The organism is Streptomyces sp. NPDC053427, assembly GCF_044544985.1.
GTDB lineage: Bacteria > Actinomycetota > Actinomycetes > Streptomycetales > Streptomycetaceae > Streptomyces.
Map to the genome: position 1 here is coordinate 610,218 of NZ_JBITYA010000003.1, position 17,128 is coordinate 627,345.

Sequence of the window (17,128 nt, forward strand, 5' to 3'; positions counted from 1 at the left end):
AAGTCCCACAGAGTGAGGGTCCGTGCCGGAAGCAGTCGGCACGGATCCTCTGCGCATCTCGCGGCAGCGTGGTCGCTCAGGCCCCTTCTCGCTGCTGAGCGGCTGCGGGGCGATCGGCGCGGCCACCCTGACCGCGGCCGGCGCTCTGCGGCGCTTTCGTAACTCGGACGCGCCCGAGCATGACGAGGCCGGCGAAGGCCGCGAGGACTGACGCACCCTACCGGCTGGGCCGGGCAGGGTGGGACGGACATCGCGGTCCAGCCGGTTGCTGAACGGCACCAGAGTGGCCTCACCGATGTGCTCGACCAGTCATGCGTCGTCACCGATCTGGACGCAGCGCACCCGTCGATCTCCACGAGCGGTGCGGCGCGCTCCAGTCGCCCGCGGACGTGGTCAGCGAAGGCGAGCTCACCGACCTCCCAAGACCACGTGGGCCACGGCCGGGCTGGACCATGATCAACGATCGGCCCGGCGTGGGTCCGTCCCCGCTCTGGAATGAACCATCAGGATCATCAGTTACACGAGGAACGACCGACAGCATGTCGTTCCTCTCGGCTTGGAGGAGCTTTCCATGACTGCAGAACTGGACGGATCCACCGCTCTTGTCACCGGCGCCACCGCTGGCATCGGCCGGGCTGTTGCCCTTCGCCTGGCAGCGTTGGGGGCCTCGGTTATCGTCCACGGGCGGGACGAGCAGCGAGGTGCTGAGACCGTCGAAGAGATCGCTGCCGCAGGCGGGAAGGCCCGGTTCGTTGCTGCGGATCTGAGCAGCTCTCAAGATGTCCTGCGTCTTGCCGCTGAAGCAGGCGAGGTGGACATTCTGATCAACAACGCCGGTATCTACCGGTTCGCCAGTACGCCGGACACCACCGCCGAGATGTTCGACGCTCACATGGCCGTCAACTCACGCGCGCCGATGCTCCTGGTCGGTGCCCTCGCCCCGGGAATGGCTTCGCGGGGGCGTGGCGCCATCGTGAGTGTGAGCACAGCGGCGGCTACCACCCCGGTGCGGGGAACGGGCGCTTACGGGGCCTCGAAAGCTGCACTCGAACTTCTCACGCGAGTATGGGCTGACGAGTTCGGCGCCCAGGGCGTGCGCGTGAACGCCGTGGCCCCGGGCCCTGTCCGTACCCCCGGGACGGAGGAGATGGGAGATGACCCCCTCCAGGTGTTCGGGCGAACCACCGTACTGGGGCGGGTCGCAGACCCTGAAGAAATCGCGGAAGCGGTGGTGTTCCTTGCCTCCTCCCGCGCCAGCTACATCACCGGCGCGGTTCTCGAGGCACGCGGCGGACAGCTCGCGATCGGCTGACTCCGGGCTGGTCCGCGATGGGCATGTCAAATCTGACGCCCATGCCCATGATGTCCGTGGACTGGTCGGCGTGGGCGACGGGAGAGGCCCACACCACGAGCAGCGGCTCGATGCCCGAGAGCGGCCCGTTCGGGCACGAGGCGAAGGTCCCCGGGTGCTCGGTTCGGCGACGGCTGCCTCCGCCCGTAAGGAAGCTGATTCTGATCCTGGCATGAGCAGTTGACGCGGTGTAGCTACGGCAGCAGCAGGCGAGACGATGATCGCTGCCCAAGCATCCGGTGGCCGCTCCGGTCTGGGTGAGGCTGATGTGATGGTAGCGCTCTGTGTGGTCGTGTATCCGCTGTCGGGCCGGCGCCGATGAGCCCCACACCGATCTCTTTCACGGCGCTTCCGTTCCTGGGCGCCCGATCGTGGGTGAGGCGGTGAGCGCCGGTGTCCGGTGACCTTTCGGAAGGCCGGATCGTCATCGTCGGGGCGCCACTGGCCGGGCTGCGGGCTGCCGAGAAGCTGTGCGAGGAGGGCTTCACCGGCTCGGAGATCTCCTCGGCCTGCCGGGAGCGGGGCATCGAGGTCACGGTCGCAGAAAGTGGATGCCGGCCGGGCTCTTCATGGGGCTCGTACCCAGATCATCCGGGACCTGCTCGGCCTTCCCAGCGGCCTCCTGAACGGCGCCACGGCGTTCGTGGAGCCCGCGCGGCGGCCGCCGTGGCCGGCCTCTTCCTCGGCCGCCTGACCCCACGCCGCGCGGTCCTCGTCGGCGGTGCGGGCGTGCTGCTGGGAACCGCCGTGATCGAGGCGGGTGCCGCCACCGGACTGCTGTCCCTGCTCCGGGTGGGAGGCGTGACGGCGTGGGCTTCGGTGCCTCGTTCTCCAGCGCGGTCCGGGCCGTCGCCCCGCTCGTGCACCCCCACGAAAGAGCGGGACTCTTCGCGTCGGTCTACCTGGTCGCCTACCTGAGCTTCGGCGTGCCGGCGATCGTCGCGGGACTTCTGATCGCTCCGGTCGGTCTGCTGGGTGGCTTCCTCGAGTACGGCGTCGCCGTACTCGTCGTGGCCACCGTTGGGCTGTTCGCGCAGTACCGCGTCACCACGCGCGACCGATCCGGAAAGGAGACGTCGGCGCCGGTCAGGCCGTGGCGTTGACGTCGGCTCAGTGGACGGTGTGCCCAGGGTGGTCGTGCTCGCCGTGGGCGGCGGTGATGTGGTCTCCAGCCCGCGGCCGTGCTCGTCAGGGGTGCTGCTGGCGACCCAGTCGCCCTCCTTGTCGGCGGGGCCTCCGTCGGAGACCTCGATGTGCACCCGGCGGGTGTCCGCGTCGCGGTTCAGCTCGAGGTTCAGTGGGGGCTGGGCGTGCTCGACGGCGTTGGTGACGAGTTCGGAAACGGTCAGCAGCACCGCGTCGGCCGCCTCCTGGGGAACGCCCCACCACGTCAGGAGCCTTTGGGTCATCCTGCGGGCTTCTCCGGCGGCTTCCGGGCGGTGCGCGAGGGGCCAGGCGCCGCCCGTTGCCTGTCGCGGCCTCCGGGTGACGCCTCGCCGCGGGGAGATGGTGGGCGCGTAGGTGCAGGTCATGGCCATCACCCTCTTCCGGCGTTACGGTGACGCCCGGGACTCCAGGCCCCTTGCAGCAACTGGGGCGACGGCGGCTACATCAACCTGTCGTGGGACTTCCTGGCCGGCCAGGTCCAGGAGTCCAACGCCATCGGAAAACTCGTCAAGTAGTCCCGGAAGTTCCAGGCCGGGCTGTTCGATCCGCCCTTGTTGAGGTGGGCGGCTTGAGAGGGAACGCGGGGGATTCTTCGGTGAGTTAAGCCCAGCGGTAGCCCTCGGCCTCGTCACCGCCGACGTCGCTCGGAAGGCAGTCCTTGGACGGTCGACCAGCTGCGAGACCGTCCAAGGACTGCCTTCCGGGGGGCCGAGGCCGCATGGCGGAGCCCCGGTGCCGTATCGGCGCCGGGGCTCTCACGGCCTCGGTACTGGGGGGCTCTCGTATTCAACTGTCGCCGGTTCCCCCTGGGGCCCAGCCGGTCGGTGACCGTTGCGGTGTCCGGGCGGGGATCCCGGCCCCGGCAGACCAGCGGAGCCACCGCTTGCGCCGGGGCAGCTGTCCGCCCGGTGATCCGAACGAAACCGCCGAGCGCAGTCCTGACGACTGCGAGGCTATATTTTCCGACCAGAGTACTGTGAACACGGTCACCCGTTGGACAGATGGTCGGCACAATGGCCTACATGCCCGACTACATCGAACTCAATCTGGCCGGGGCAGACCTGCGCCTGGAACTCGCCGACGTGGGAGAGCCTCCCGAGGGCGGCGATGAGTGGACACCGGTGTCCAGCGGCGGGGCCAGGGTGACAGCGATGGCCGCCGACGCCCTCAAGGCGACATTGCGTCCTCTAGGCCCTGTCCTTCAGCACGTCCATGACTCGGTCTTGGGTACCGACAACCCGCCGCACGACGTCTCTGTCGAGTTCGGTGTACAGATCGGCCAGGACCTGAAGCTCGGCATTGTCGGCGGCAGTGGACAAGCCACCATGAAGATCACGGCGACCTGGCGGCTCGGCAGCGAGTCGAATTGAACGATGGTGTGGTTCAGACAGGACGATTCCCCCAGGCCCGTTGTGTCCGTGCTGAGGCGAGTCTCCAGGGGTGAAGAGAAGACTGTGGGCAAGGAGGCGGGAGCTGCGGTACTCCTGACCCCCCGCCAGGTCCTCACGTGCGCGCATGTGGTCAACGACGCCTTGGGGGTGCGGCCCCTGACGGCCGACCGGCCCGCAGCGGACGGACTGGACGTCGTGTTCCACACCGTTGGCGCGCCCCGACGGACGGTCGCGCGGGTGATCGTGTGGGTGCCGCCTCGGCGTGTGCCTTCGGGAGTCTGGCACGGCGATCTCTGTGTGCTGGAGCTGACGGAGCCCGCGCCCGCACAAGCCCGGTCTGCGGTGTGGCTGGAGATGGCAGAGGGGCAGGCTGTCCGGGCCTGGGGCCCCGACGGCAAGGCCGGCAGTTTCGCCGACACCGAGGTCAAGCTGGTGGATGAAGGCATCTACTACCTTGACGGTGCGCTGTCCGGTGCGGCCATCGCCCCCGGCTTCAGCGGCGGGCCGCTGTGGTCCCGGCATGATCCGGCCGTGGTGGGACTGGTTGTCGCGCACCGGGAGACGCACGGCGCATTGGCCAGTCAGCAGGTCGTACGGCGGAGTTGGGCGCTGCCGTGGCAGACGATTCGCGCCGAGCTGCGGGCCGCGGGCGCGGACGACCTGATCGAGCGTTGCCTGGCTCGCGACCCCGTGCTTGGCGACCCCGTCCGGGACATGCTGGGGCACGCTCTCTGGGAGCTTCTCGGCGATCCGGTGACACGGGCGGATCACGCCAGAAGACTGGCAGCTCAGCTGGGCTACAGCTCGCCTGCCGACAAGTCCGCGCCGAGCGTGGAGGAGCTGGTGGACCTGCTCACTACGACGGAACGCGCTCTTGCGACTCTGACCGAGTCCCTGGCGTCCGCTCACCCTGCCGGCCAACGGCCCCAGGCGCTGGATCAGCTGCTCGCGGCAGGCAGATTGAGCGACACCGCACGGCTGCTCTCCGTCAGCGAGCACCGAAATCTGATCGGGAAGCTGTCGCAGGTCGCTGCGAGCGACCCGGCGTTGCTTCCGCGTGCGGCACGCGAGGCCCTGCGGTACACCCCGCTACCTGCCGTGTTGCGCGGTGCGGTCCTGCCGCCGGAGGGCGTCGACGCGGCATTGAGCGAGCTCGAGGCACTGCCCGACGGGGATCTGCTGCCGGACGGTGGCCCCTCGGTTCCCGCGCTGCTGAAGCTCATCGAATTCACGGCGGCGGGTCTGACCCCTCCTCTTCGCGAGGAGTTGCGGACGTGGAGCGAGCGAGTGGCGCGCCGACTCGGGATTCACAAGGCAGCCTTGGCCCAGCGCAGGGCAGATGCGGCTGCCTGGGCGGTTCAGCGGCCGCCCACTGTCACGCGCATCGTTGCGCAGATCAGCACCTTTGCCTCGGACCCCTCGGGTCGGCATCGTTGCCGCTTGTGGCAGGTGCAAGGAGAGGGAACGCCAGTTCCTGTGTTCACCGAGGAGTCAGGACCGTCCACGACGGCCCGCATCGGCCAGCTCATCCGTCAAGCGGCAGAGCGTGCCGAAATGGAGAGCGGCCAGGAGGTCAAGGACGTGGACATTCTGGTGGACCGGGAAGGACTGCATCTGCCCGTCGACGAATGGGACGCGGGAAACGCGATCGAGTGGCTTCCGGGCGAACCGCTCGGAGTCGGCTATCGCGTGGCTCTTCGCTGCCCCGACATCACGAACCACAACCCGAAGCACGCTCATATGCTGCGTGCTCGCTGGTTGGATTTCGACGCGACCGAACCGCTGATCGTGGATGAGAAGACCTCGGACCCCAAACAGCTCCACAGCCGGCTCAGGACGTCTCATGAGCGAACCGGCCAGGTCGTCCTGCACGGCCCCTCCCTGGCGGGCAAGATCCTTCTTGAGATCTGCTTGGCCTGCGGTGTCCCCGTGATCCTCTGGGACCGGGCGGCCCAGTCGCACGCGGACGCCCACCACCTCGACGAGGTGTCTCCGCACGGCCCGCTCTTCCAGCTGCCGGAGAGAGTAAGGACCTTTCGGGGCAAGATCTGGGCGGACCCTGAGCGCCATCGGGCGCGTCCCTCACTTGTATGGGAACCGGAGGATTCCTTGCCGATGCCGAGTCGACACCGTCTTATGGACCCAGCAGAAGGAGTACATACCTGATGACCGATCCCAGCGCCGTGCAGGGAACTCCGGTGCCCGACGACGAGGATTGGCGACTGTTCCGGGGCGACGGCGAAAAACGGAGCGTTGTGCTGCCTCAGGCACCGCCCTGGCGGCGGTTCGATCGGGACACCCGGATTGCCGAGCGCCCGTATCTCATCGGCAGTAAAGAAGCCGACGTGGTGAGCGCAGCCCTGCACCTACGGCGTCCGCTGCTCGTGACGGGACATCCGGGCACCGGCAAGTCGTCGCTGGTGCATGCCATTGCCCGAGAGTTGTGCCTCGGCACGGTGTTGACCTGGGCCGTGAACAGCCGCAGCACCGTTCAGGACGCGCTGTATCAGTACGATGCGGTCGGTCGGCTCCGGGAGAGCAACCTCACGCGCGAGGACAACGAGCCAAGCCTGGGCATCGGCTCATACGTGCGGCTCGGGCCGCTCGGCACCGCACTGCTGCCCACAGCCCGGCCTCGCGTTCTGCTCGTGGACGAGCTGGACAAGGGAGACATGGATCTTCCCAATGATCTGCTGACCCTCTTTGAAGAGGGCGAATTCGATATCCCGGAGCTGGCCAGGCTTCCTGACGACCAATCCACTGTCGCAGTGATGACGTCCGATGCAGGAACACGGGCCGAGCTCGTACGAGGCCGAGTGCGCTGCCAGGAGTTTCCTGTTGTTGTCATCACCAGCAATGGTGAGCGCGAGTTCCCGCCTGCGTTTCTCCGTCGCTGCATTCGCCTGGATCTTCCCGATCCCGACGAGGACAAATTGCGGGCCATTGTGTTCGCCCATCTCGGCGAGTCCGAGGTGGCGGGCATGGACGAGCTGATGGCCGCGTTCCTGAACCGACGGGCCAGAGGGGAACTCGCAACCGACCAGCTGCTGAACGCGGTCTTCCTGCGCATGGGCGGGGTGAGCCTGGACGCCGATGGGCTTCTCGACGCCGTGTTGCACCGGCTCGGCGGCACTGTGTAGTCATGATGCCGGAACCGCTTCTGAAGGTGCTGCGTGACGGCGGGATCACCGTGTCCGCCGAGGAGTTGCTCGACGTACTGTGGCTGGCTCAGCGCCTGCCCCCCAGTGCTGCAGCCCCGTTGGCCCGCGCGGCCAGGAACGCGGCCGAAACCACACACGCCGCAACCGTTGTCCAGAAGGCCGACGAGGGGTATCGGCAGCAGCTCAGCCACCAGCACACCAGGGCTCCGCGGCCCTCCACAGCTGCGAACCGGCACGCTGAGAACGCCGGAGTGGACCAGACGACCCGCGCATCCGGGAGGCTGGGGGGCTCGGGGAGGGCCGACGGCGGACTGCACGCGTCCGAAACTCTCGGGCACCAGGAGTCGTCGCCTGCGATTCCGCTCCGGGTTCCGGAGGAGAAAGTCCTGGCGCAGGAGGAACTGGCGTTGAGCCGGGCCCTGCGACCCCTCAAACGCAGCCGCCCCGATCTGCGCGCCTGGGAACTGGACGAGCGGGCAACCGTTACGGCCGTGGCGGAGACGGGACTCCTCGATCCCGTCATGCGTCCCACCCGCACCCGATGGCTCGACCTGGTGATGCTGATCGACGACGGAGTGTCCATGCTCCTGTGGCGCCGTCTTGCCACCGAGGTACGGCAGTTATTGGAAAGAAGCGGCGCATTCCGCACCGTGCGCGTTCACGGCCTCGACACCCGCAGCCGACGCGCCCCGCAGATCTCCTCTCGCCCGTACCTCAGCGACGACCGTGGCGCGGCGCCCGCTGTGAACGCCAGCGACGCCTCTGCCGGAAGCACGCTGCTGCTGGTGATGAGTGACGGCGTCGGAACGGCTTGGCGGGATGGGCGGATGCATGCCGTCCTCGCGCGCCTGGCGCAGCAGGGTCCGATTGCCGTCATGCACACCCTGCCGGAACACTTGCGCGAGAGCTCGGGGATCCACAGCCGGTTGTGGCAGGTCACCACCCGGCGGGCAGGTGTCGCCAACCGCACGTGGAAGATCTGCGATCCGGTTCTGCCGGCGGATCTGGTCCCTTTCAACGGGCTGCCCGTCCCCGTCCTCGAGCCCTCGGCGTCTCTTGTCGAGGCGTGGGCAAGGCTCGTCGGTTCTTCCGGTGCCACCGAGGAGTTGCCCCTGCTGGCCCCGGTACCACCCGACTTGCCCGCCTCGTCTCTGCCGGAGTCCCAGGATGCCGGACACGACGTGCTGCGTTTTCGTGCAGCAGTAACGCCCGAGGCCTACCGTCTCGCCGCCCACGTGGCGGCCGTCGCGCCGGTGACCGTGCCGGTCATGCGGTTGATCCAGAAGGTCCTTGGGGATCACGTCCAGACCAGCCACCTGGCGGAGGTCTTCCTCGGTGGTCTGATCCGTCGTACGGACACGGGCGGGGAGGCCACCCATCCGGAACACCGCGTATTCGACTACCCGGAAGACACGCGCCGGATTCTGCTGAGCACCGTGTCGGCCAGCGAGCTTCTGCAGACGAGCAAGGCACTTAACTCCCGTCTCTGTGAATTGGTTGGCCGCGCACCGGGTTTCGCCGCCTGGCTGGCGCACGACCACGGTACTGGCCGGGTCAGTGCAAAGGGACGGCCGTTCACGGTCGCGGACGAGCGTCTGTTGCAGCGACTCGGCCTTTCCGTCGCCCCGGCGCCTCCGCCCCCTGCACCTCCTGCGAGGGGGGGAACCGGCTTGCCCGAGTTCATCAACCGAGCGGACTCGCCATGGACGTCTCTGCAGGAAGATGATCCGTCAACGCTGGGTCCGTACACCCTCTTTGCTCGCAGCAAGACGGTGCACGGATTTGTCGTGCAGTACCTGGCGTGGTCAGCGCCCTCTGATGTGCAGAAGGGACGAATCACGCTGCTGCGAGTCCCCTGCAGTGGGGACATCGAAATCGACAGGGAGCTGGTCCGGACCGAAGCGAAAGCGCTGGTGCGCCTGATCAGCCTCAGTGCGCCGACGCTTCGGAGACACGGAGGGGACGACAAGCCCTGGCTGGCGGTGGAACCCTATACGAATCCCGCAAGCGGGCAGCCCGCCCAAGACCTGGCGACGCTCTTGCGCGGTAACTGGCTTCCGGGAGAGGCGCAATTGGCCTGGTTGGGTGCCAAACTAGCCGCCGGACTGGCCCGCGCGCACGGCAAACAGATAATTCATGGCGCACTGACACCCGACCGCGTACTCCTCGCTGAGAAGGAAGTACTCATCACGGACTGGGCGACCGCCACAATCGACAGCGTCGCAAGCCGGCATCGCGCGACGCACTCCATGGGGAGTGCCCTGCTCGCGCCAGAGCTGAGAAACACCCCCGCGGCCGAGCCCACGGAAGCTTCCGATGTTTACGCGCTCGGCGTCATGCTGCTCGCCGTGCAGACCGGGTCGGTCGATGCATTGCTGGTCAATGCCATGCAGGCGATCATTCCAGAAGTCGCTGCCGACGACCTCCGCCGCGTCTTGAGGCAGTGTGTGGACCACGATCCGAGTGCTCGGCCCTCCGCCGCGCATGTCTCACGGGTATTCCGAGCTCACTTGAATTCGGCCGCTGCGCAACTCGCTGGATCAGGCATTGACTCCGTCCCTGCCGGCGTGCGATATCCGCATAGCGCAGAAAAGGCCGCGCCCAAGACATTGCTGATCAGCTACGTCGCTCGCGATCGAGTCTGGGCCGAGTGGATCGGTTGGCACCTGGAAGCAGCGGGCCACAGCGTCGTGCTGGATGCGCCAGACTTTTCCAGCGTGAACGGATTGGTAAAGCATATGAGTCTCGCCCTGGAGACCGCCGACGCTGTAGTCGTGGTTCTTTCAAAGTCCCACCTCGCATCAGCATGGAACGAGTTCGATAGAAGGATTTTGCGCGAAGGCCGGATCGTTCTGCTGCTCATCGAGGATTTGACCTCCCAGGATATTCCGGAATCCCTGACAGGTTTCCGATGGAAAGAGCTGTTCAATCTTGATGAGCCTGCCGCCGTCGCCGCCTTGCTGGAGGCGGTCGATGGCTCGGCGTCTCCGCGTAAGCCTCCCCTGCCGTCTCAGGTATCCCTGCCGAACGTCGTCTCCCACCGCCCCCCTCTCCCCAAGGACCTGTCGCTCCCGGACATTTGGAACGTCGGCCGCCCAAACCCGGACTTCACCGGGCGAGAGGCGGTACTCACTCGCCTGCGTGAAGTTTTTCTGTCGGAAAAACGTGCCGCCGTTCAGGTACTGCATGGCGGAGCCGGTGTCGGGAAGACGCAGATTGCGCTTGAGTACGCCCGTCGCTTTGCGGGTCTCTACAACCTTGTCTGGTGGGTCGACGCTGAAGACCCCGCCCGGATCCCTCTCCATTACGCGGAACTGGGCTCCCGCCTCGGTATCGACACAGCCCGCAAGGGGGGCGCCGAAAGGATCGAGACGCTCTTCGAGAATCTGCGCACGCGCGATGGATGGCTCTTCATCATTGATGGTGCCGAGGAATCAGAAACCATCAATCGCTGGATTCCGGATGGCCCCGGTCATGTCCTGATCACCTCAAGGAACCCGGCATGGTCGGGTTACGCTCATCAGACCCATTTAGGCGTCTTCGCACGCCCTGAATCGGTGGATTATCTCACCACGCGGCTACAGGTGACATCCGATCAGGCCGATCTTCTCGCCGAAGACCTGGGAGATCACCCCCTTGCTCTGTGCCAGGCCGTCGGCGTGCTGGCCGGCGGAGTGACGTTGCCGCGTTATCGCAATCTTCTCAAGAGCAGCCCCGCACGGTTGCTGGAACAGGGAGTTGCTCCCGGTTACGACGTATCGCTTGGCTCCGCACTTTCCGTAGCCGTCGCTCGCCTCAGGAGTGATCACCCCGAGGCCCTGGCCCTCCTGCGTCTGACAGCGTTTCTCGGCCCCGGGCCCATCCCGGCCACCTGGGTACCAGGCCTCCTTGAGCAGCAGCTCTCCTCTGCATCCGAACCAGACCTGATGCTGGATGTGCGGGCCCTTCAGCCCCTGGCCCGCCTCGGCCTGGCGGACATGGATGCCGAGACCTTCCGGATTCACCAGCTCACCCAGGCGCTGGTCCGCGCTCAGATCGACGGGGAAGCGGTGTCCCACCAGGTTGCCACCTTCCTCGCCGCCGTTGAACTCGGCCGGCCCGACGTACCTCACACGTGGCCTCTCTGGTCCCTGTTCACCGCTCACCTGACCGCCGAGCACTTTCGGGCGGCCGAGCGACCGGAACTTCGCCCGCGACTCCTGCAGGCTGTCGAGTATTTGATGGCCAGCGAGCAGCACGAGGCCGTACGCACCCTGGTCGTGTCGCTTCGACGGACATGGTCCGAAGCGATAGGAGCCGATCACCCTGACTGCCTCCGCTTGTCCACCGTTCTCGCTGTCACACTCAACTACCTCGGTGAGCACGGCGAGGCCATCGGCATCCACGAAGACAACGTGGCCCGACATCGGCGAGTCCTCGGCGACGATCACCCCGACGCGATCGCCACAGTCCACAACCTCGCTCTCGCCCTCTACCGTCTGGGCCGAGCTGCCGAGGCCATTCATCTCCTCCAAGACGCGCGACCCCGTAGCAGACGGGTGCTCGGCCCAGAGCACCCGATCACCGAACGCCTCACGAAGGCCCTCGCCGCCTTGCTGAACCTCCAGGGCAGGCCCTACGAAGCTCAGAAGTTGCTGGGTACGACGACTGCGCGAGGAAAACACCGCCGCGGGAGGAGATAGGTCGGCGACCTCCTGGCCGGGGGCATGGAACGTGGCGGAAGCAACTCAGCCTTCACTGATGCGGACGGGCACACCGTGTTCGTCGCGCTCGTACTCACGGCGGACGTTCTTCTCGATCTTCCGAGCAAGCTCATGGCCCAAGTCAATGCCATTCATCTCGGTGAGGGCCGCCAAGTACAAGAAGACGTCGGCCAGTTCCTCGATGCCTGCCGGCGTAGGAGATCATGCCCGCGCCTCCTCCAGTACCAGTTGGCCCTTGTTGTCGCCTTTGCGGACCCAGCCGTAGGCGATGCGGCCTTGGGCGAGTCCGTTCTGGGCGGCGGAGAGGTGTTGGCGGGCGATGCGGCGGGCGGTGTCCTCGGAGGACTTGAGTGCCATCACGCACATCGTGCGGGTCATGTGGCGGTCGCTGTCGTTGATGAGGTTCATGCGGCCGCCGGTGGCGCCGGTGACCGGGCGCTTGACGTATTCGACGATGTCGATGAGGTCTTCGAGATCCCGGGGCTGGCGGACGAGCCGGTCGAGATCGTAGAAGATCACGCCGTCGATGACACCGTTGGCCAGGTCAGCCAGCAGCTGGCGGAATTCGGGGCGCAGGACGATCCAGTCGATGGAGCCGTCGGGCTTGATGACCTTGCGCTTCTTGAAGGCTGAGGTGTCGTTCTCCCGGTATACCTTGGCGAAGGAGCCCCAGCGCAGTCGGGCGCGGGTGTCTTCCGCGTCTTCGAGCTGGCGGTCGACACCGGCTTCGAGGCCGAAGCGGTCGGAGGAGATGCGCAGGTAGGCGCCAGGGCGTTTGGGGGCGTAGGCCGCCAGGCGGTCATGGAGGTTGACGGTGACTTGTCCGCTGCGGGCGTGGGCGGGGACCTCGAAGTCCTCCCAGACAGTGGTTGCTGCTGTTGGCTCGGTGTCGGCTCCTGGTGCTCGGTGGCTCCCGATACCGGGCACTTTCCGCCGAACTCAGGGGTTTGGTGGTGCCGTGGATCGGCTGTACGGTCCGCGGCTGCCGGTGTGGATACTGATCACCATGCGCATTGACTTTGATCCCGCTGAGATGTCCCGCAACGAGTTCTACAAGCTCCTGACCGCGGTGGTCGTGCCGCGGCCCATTGCCTGGGTGTCGACCATTTCCGCCGACGGGACGGCGAACCTTGCCCCTGCGAAGTTCTGAGGAAAGTGGTACGGGGCATGGGACGTTAATCCAGGTCAGAGAGCTCCGGCAATGTCTGGCGTCGGAGTTGAAGCGCTGGCACCATTCTCGACTTGGACGCAGGCTCCTTTTCTTCGCCTCGTTCCGAGACCTGCCTGCCCACAAGCCAGTAGGAGGAAAATGGGGCGCCGGATGGAGGCGGCTGTGCAGTCGTTCGCTCGTGTCAGACATTGCCGGAGGGTGTGAGAGGGGCCGGAGGCCTGGTCGGCCTCGCTCTTGGACGGCCATGAGCCGGCCGACCGCGAGGGCGCCCGTTGTAGCAGACAGTAGGCAACGCCGGGCCTTCGAGTGCGTCACGGCCGGCACGTGGACACACTGCCGTGAACTGAAGGAGGTCGACGTACGGAAGTGCGATCTCATGGCGGACTGGATCGCCGAAGGAGCGGCCGAATGGGCCGGCGCGAAGTACGCGTACGAGGGCGTGAACACGGTATCCCCCGGGACGGAATGGCCGGAGTACTTCCACCCCTACACCCTCAACCCCCGGGATCGCGCACAGACCGTATGGGCCAGAAGCTACGACGCGGTGGGCTACTACGCTCAGCTGGACACCACCCTCGACGGCTACAACGAACCCTGGGCGACCATCGACGGGATGATGCACCAGGAGACCAACACGGAAGCTTTCGAACTGGCGGGCAACGCCGACAGAGACAAGGGCCGGAAATTCCTCACCGAATGGACCAGAGGTTTCGTCGGTGACGCCGCACTGGGCCGCGAATGGCGCACCACCGGACCCGGCCTAGGAGACCAGCTTCCGAAGAAACCCAAAAGGCTGGGATGAAGACGGGGACGATCAAAAACAGGCCGGCAGTCGAGAAGCGACAGGTGTCCATCGGTAGTGACGTCGAAGCGGTCCGCATCACCGTCAAAGACCAAGGGGGGCTGTCCTGGCGAGGCGGCGGCCATAAGGCAGACGAAGTCGTCGACGCCCGCGAAGAGCAGACAGCGGGAGGCGGACTCGCCGGCACCTACGCCGGCCCTCAGCCCAGCACTCAGCTCCATCTGTGCTTCGACCCGGTGGGTGACGACGAGGAGTACACGCTCACCTGACACCAGGTCAGGTCCATTTCACCATTTTCGAGCGTAGGCCCGAGGTGTAGTTGGCCAGCGGCCTCTGCGAGAGTGCGCAGTGGTGACCCGGGCCGTAGGGGAGCGCTGTTCGCGACGTGCTCGGTTCCGCTGACTGGTTCGCGCGAAAGCCGTTCCGTTCCTTCGGGGCGTTGGTGCCGCCGGTCTTGAGGTGCCCGGCGCCGCCGCACCTCGCGGCCGGGGGCGGCATCGACCGCCGGCACCGGGGCGACGTTGGCCGGCTGCGGGCCCGGCCCGCAAGCATGCGCCATGCATCCACGCATGCCGCCAATGCTCTAAAATGCGACATACGTGCCATGTGTGAGAAAAAATGAATGTACGGCACAAATGAATGTACGGCACATGGCGCTGAAGGCAAGCGAGAGGAGTGCCCCATGATCGCCAAGCTGCTCGCCAAGTTGTCCTTCACCCGTAACTATGGTGCGTACGGGGCCCACGACTGGGGCACGCACACCGGCGACGACAGGGTGTGACCACACGGTCGGCGGGCGCCCCCAGGTTCCCGCCGGCTCCTGGCCGCGCTGCCGACGATATCGCCCTGACCGGTACGAGAAGTCGGGGGCGATCCCATGGGCCGAGTGAATGAGCCGCCACGGCCGCCCGAGGGCAGCTTCGCGGCTTGGAGCCGCGACCGGCTGGCGCTGGCGCGCCGTGGCGCTGACGAGTGCGGGGACGTCTGGCAGCTGGAGCCGGGTGTCTACGTAGCCGCTTCGGCCGGGGTGTGTGAAGCGGTCCTGCGCCGCGCGCAGGACTTCCCCAAGCCGTCCTCGCCCCTCTTCCCGCCGTTGAAGCGGGCCGGCGGAGCGCCGACGCCCGAGGAGCGTGCGCACGCTCGCGCCGCCCGCATGCGCGGACTGCGCCCGCAGGCGGTTGCGGCCCGTGTCGGTGAGATCGCGTCCGGGACCGCTCGATTTGCCGACCAGTGGCCCACGGGCCGCGACGTCGAGATTCTGCCGCTGGTCCGGCCCGTCCTGGCAGAGATCGGCGTGCGCTACCTCTTCTCCGAAGACGCTCCCGCCCTGCTGCCCTTCGCCTGGCAGCTCTTCGTGGCCCGGGAGGTGCTCGTACGCCCCTCGCGCTGGGTGTGGCCGCGCTGGATCCCCACACCGGCACGGCGGTTCCGCACACGGCGGCAAGTCGCCTTCACCAACGCTTTGCGGCCCGTCGTCCGCCGACGCCGTTCATCGGGCCGGCTCGGTGACGACGTGCTGGGACAGATGCTCCGGCCCTCCTCCCGCTACGGCCCGCTGTCGGAAGAAGCCGTCCTCGACACCCTCCCCGGAATCACCGTCGCCACCTTCGAGACACCCTCCCGGGCAGCCGGATGGATCCTGCTCCACCTGGCCCGATACCCCCAGGCCGCGGACCGCGTCGCGGCCGAAGCCGCCCTGCTGCCCGCCGACCCGGCCACGACGACCAGCGCCCACCTCGACAACCTGCAATACACCCAGGCGCTGGTACGCGAAGTGCTCCGACTGCACCCCCCGAGCTGGCTGCTCACCCGGCGCGCCACGCGGCAGACTCAGCTCGCCGACTACACCATCGACGCCGGGTCCACCGTTCTCGTCTGCCCCTACACCGCCCACCGCGACACACGGGAACACCCCGAGCCGGACCGGTTCCGGCCCGAACGCTGGCTCGACGATTCGGGCTCGCCGGCGAAACCCGGGGTCTTCCTAGCCTTCGGTACCGGGCCGCACGGTTGCGAGGGCGCCTCTCTTGCCATGGCCATGCTCACGCTCATGACCGCGCAGACCGCCCGCCTCTACCACTTGAGCGAGCCGCCCGGCTCGGAACCCGGCTACCGGGTCACCACCTTCGAAGGTCTCGCAACCGCCGGCCTGCACCTGCGTGCCACCTTGCGCGGCTTAGGACGGTCCTGCTTTCGGTGGCAGGCCGCCTCCGCCCGCGAACAACGAACGTCGATCACGTCCGAGTGCCGTTCCACACGCGCTCGGATCACCGGCTCATGGTTCGCTCATCGTGTGTCGCCGGTCGAACTCGTTGACGAGCATGCCCATCATGACGAGGTCGTGGTGCTGGCCGGCGAAGAAAACGTGTTCCCGCAAGCACCCCTCCTCGGTGAAGCCGAGCCCACGAAAAAGCGCCAGCGATGCCCGGTTGTGGGCCAAAACCGCCGCCAGGCATTTGTGAGAGCGCCGCTCGGCGAACATGAAGCGCAGCAGCAGCACCACGGCTTCCGTCCCGTAGCCCTTGTGCCGGTGGTCGGCGCCGATGGTGATATCGCACTCGAACCAGCCTGAGCGAGGGCCGGTGTGATATGAGCCGACTGTACCGACCAGCTCTCCCGTGGCTGTCGCTTCGACCGCCAACCGGAAGTGGTCGTCATCGCACTCGGCAACGGCCTGCTCCTTCGCCCAGGCGCGGTAGCTCTCGGCGGACCGCGGCAGATCCAGCCGGCCCCTTCGCTGCCCGTCATCGTCGGCGAAACGCGCGAACTCCGTCCAGTCGTCGGGCTCGACAGCGCGCAGGCGTACCCGATTACCGGTCCAGGGCGATGCCATGCCCTATTTGATCACGCTGCTGTGCGCGCGAGGCCGACAGGCACGCCGAGGCAGATGTTGCCCCCCGTGCTCCGTCTCACCGCTGATCGTCGCCCTCGTCCGGAGCAGCGGGGTCGCGCAGCGGGCGCACGTCCGACTGCGTCAGCGAGGGGCGTGCCGGTGCTGCCGCGCCACTGCTCTTCGGACCGAGTGGGCACGCGAAGGGCGTCGGGCTGCCGCCGGTCACTGCTTCAGGAATTCGTCCGACGTCTGCAGACGCGGCTTCTCGCTGCCGTGCCGCGTACGCCGGTGCTCGACCAAGGTACGCCGCTGTCCAGCGTCGTTGATGTCAACGTTGGAGATCAGGCGTTTGCCTCCCGGGCCATCGGACTCGCCGGTATCGGGGCCGCTGTTAGGCTGATTCTGGGACGGTATTCCGACGCACCGTGCCACACGGTTTCCGTCGAAACGGCAATCTAAAAGAGCGTCGCTTGCGCAACCAAAATGCAGCCGCAACCCGCGATACGTTCCTAGTCAGGCGCCGATCGCCTTAACCGCGATGACCAATTC

11 protein-coding genes and 3 pseudogenes are annotated in these 17,128 nt (G+C 66.9%); 11 read left to right on the forward strand and 3 right to left on the reverse strand.

Annotated elements, in window-relative coordinates; all coding sequences use genetic code 11:
- Positions 1 to 22: 22 nt before the first annotated feature.
- The 3 genes from ACIGWZ_RS10815 (at position 23) to ACIGWZ_RS10825 (ending at position 2,454) form a co-directional block, all read left to right on the forward strand.
- On the forward strand, positions 23 to 211 hold the full coding sequence (locus ACIGWZ_RS10815) for a hypothetical protein (protein ID WP_400062940.1): 189 nt from the start codon (positions 23 to 25) through the stop codon (positions 209 to 211).
- A gap of 360 nt (positions 212 to 571) precedes the next feature.
- Positions 572 to 1,312 carry an SDR family NAD(P)-dependent oxidoreductase gene (locus ACIGWZ_RS10820; protein ID WP_400062942.1) on the forward strand — a complete coding sequence of 247 codons (741 nt, stop codon included), beginning with the start codon at positions 572 to 574 and terminating at the stop codon, positions 1,310 to 1,312.
- An 848-nt stretch (positions 1,313 to 2,160) separates the two neighbouring features.
- Entirely contained in the window at positions 2,161 to 2,454 is a 294-nt protein-coding gene (locus ACIGWZ_RS10825; RefSeq protein ID WP_400063300.1) for a hypothetical protein, read from the forward strand.
- Between the two features lie 126 nt (positions 2,455 to 2,580).
- Here the strand turns inward: ACIGWZ_RS10825 and ACIGWZ_RS10830 are convergent.
- Positions 2,581 to 2,889, reverse strand: a pseudogene (locus ACIGWZ_RS10830) (ATP-binding protein); the annotation flags it as partial.
- A gap of 651 nt (positions 2,890 to 3,540) precedes the next feature.
- On the opposite strand from ACIGWZ_RS10830, the gene ACIGWZ_RS10835 reads away from it, so the two are divergent.
- The 4 genes from ACIGWZ_RS10835 (at position 3,541) to fxsT (ending at position 11,752) form a co-directional block, all read left to right on the forward strand.
- On the forward strand, positions 3,541 to 3,888 hold the full coding sequence (locus tag ACIGWZ_RS10835; protein ID WP_400062944.1) for a CU044_2847 family protein: 348 nt from the start codon (positions 3,541 to 3,543) through the stop codon (positions 3,886 to 3,888).
- A gap of 84 nt (positions 3,889 to 3,972) precedes the next feature.
- Positions 3,973 to 6,075 (forward strand): trypsin-like peptidase domain-containing protein, encoded by a 2,103-nt coding sequence (locus tag ACIGWZ_RS10840; protein ID WP_400062946.1) that lies wholly within the window; start codon positions 3,973 to 3,975, stop codon positions 6,073 to 6,075.
- Positions 6,075 to 7,049: an AAA family ATPase gene (locus tag ACIGWZ_RS10845; RefSeq protein ID WP_400062948.1), complete on the forward strand. Its 975-nt coding sequence runs from the start codon at positions 6,075 to 6,077 to the stop codon at positions 7,047 to 7,049. Before ACIGWZ_RS10840 ends, ACIGWZ_RS10845 begins: the two co-directional genes overlap by 1 nt.
- A gap of 2 nt (positions 7,050 to 7,051) precedes the next feature.
- On the forward strand, positions 7,052 to 11,752 hold the full coding sequence (fxsT, locus tag ACIGWZ_RS10850) for an FxSxx-COOH system tetratricopeptide repeat protein (RefSeq protein WP_400062950.1): 4,701 nt from the start codon (positions 7,052 to 7,054) through the stop codon (positions 11,750 to 11,752).
- A gap of 222 nt (positions 11,753 to 11,974) precedes the next feature.
- Here fxsT and ACIGWZ_RS10855 read toward each other — a convergent pair whose 3' ends face one another.
- Complete coding sequence (locus ACIGWZ_RS10855) at positions 11,975 to 12,700, reverse strand: recombinase family protein (RefSeq protein WP_400062952.1); 726 nt, start codon at positions 12,698 to 12,700, stop codon at positions 11,975 to 11,977.
- Positions 12,701 to 12,779: 79 nt separating this feature from the next.
- Between ACIGWZ_RS10855 and ACIGWZ_RS10860 the strand changes: the two are divergent.
- The 4 genes and pseudogenes from ACIGWZ_RS10860 to ACIGWZ_RS10875 form a co-directional block, all read left to right on the forward strand.
- A pseudogene (locus ACIGWZ_RS10860) lies at positions 12,780 to 12,920 on the forward strand (flavin reductase family protein); the annotation flags it as partial.
- 400 nt (positions 12,921 to 13,320) lie between these two features.
- On the forward strand, positions 13,321 to 13,746 hold the full coding sequence (locus ACIGWZ_RS10865; RefSeq protein WP_400062953.1) for a hypothetical protein: 426 nt from the start codon (positions 13,321 to 13,323) through the stop codon (positions 13,744 to 13,746).
- A 44-nt stretch (positions 13,747 to 13,790) separates the two neighbouring features.
- Entirely contained in the window at positions 13,791 to 14,015 is a 225-nt protein-coding gene (locus ACIGWZ_RS10870) for a hypothetical protein (RefSeq protein ID WP_400062955.1), read from the forward strand.
- A gap of 884 nt (positions 14,016 to 14,899) precedes the next feature.
- A pseudogene (locus tag ACIGWZ_RS10875) lies at positions 14,900 to 15,844 on the forward strand (cytochrome P450); the annotation flags it as partial.
- 177 nt (positions 15,845 to 16,021) lie between these two features.
- Here ACIGWZ_RS10875 and ACIGWZ_RS10880 read toward each other — a convergent pair.
- Positions 16,022 to 16,579, reverse strand: a complete 558-nt coding sequence (locus ACIGWZ_RS10880; protein WP_400062957.1) for a GNAT family N-acetyltransferase — start codon at positions 16,577 to 16,579, stop codon at positions 16,022 to 16,024.
- Positions 16,580 to 17,128 lie beyond the last annotated feature (549 nt).

Bases quoted from the DNA above. Each gene is read 5' to 3' on its own strand.
- ACIGWZ_RS10820 (WP_400062942.1), top strand. From the start codon at position 572: ATGACTGCAGAACTGGACGGATCCACCGCTCTTGTCACCGGCGCCACC.
- ACIGWZ_RS10835 (WP_400062944.1), top strand. From the start codon at position 3,541: ATGCCCGACTACATCGAACTCAATCTGGCCGGGGCAGACCTGCGCCTG.
- ACIGWZ_RS10845 (WP_400062948.1), top strand. From the start codon at position 6,075: ATGACCGATCCCAGCGCCGTGCAGGGAACTCCGGTGCCCGACGACGAG.
- fxsT (WP_400062950.1), top strand. From the start codon at position 7,052: ATGATGCCGGAACCGCTTCTGAAGGTGCTGCGTGACGGCGGGATCACC.
- ACIGWZ_RS10865 (WP_400062953.1), top strand. From the start codon at position 13,321: ATGGCGGACTGGATCGCCGAAGGAGCGGCCGAATGGGCCGGCGCGAAG.
- ACIGWZ_RS10880 (WP_400062957.1), bottom strand. From the start codon at position 16,579: ATGGCATCGCCCTGGACCGGTAATCGGGTACGCCTGCGCGCTGTCGAG.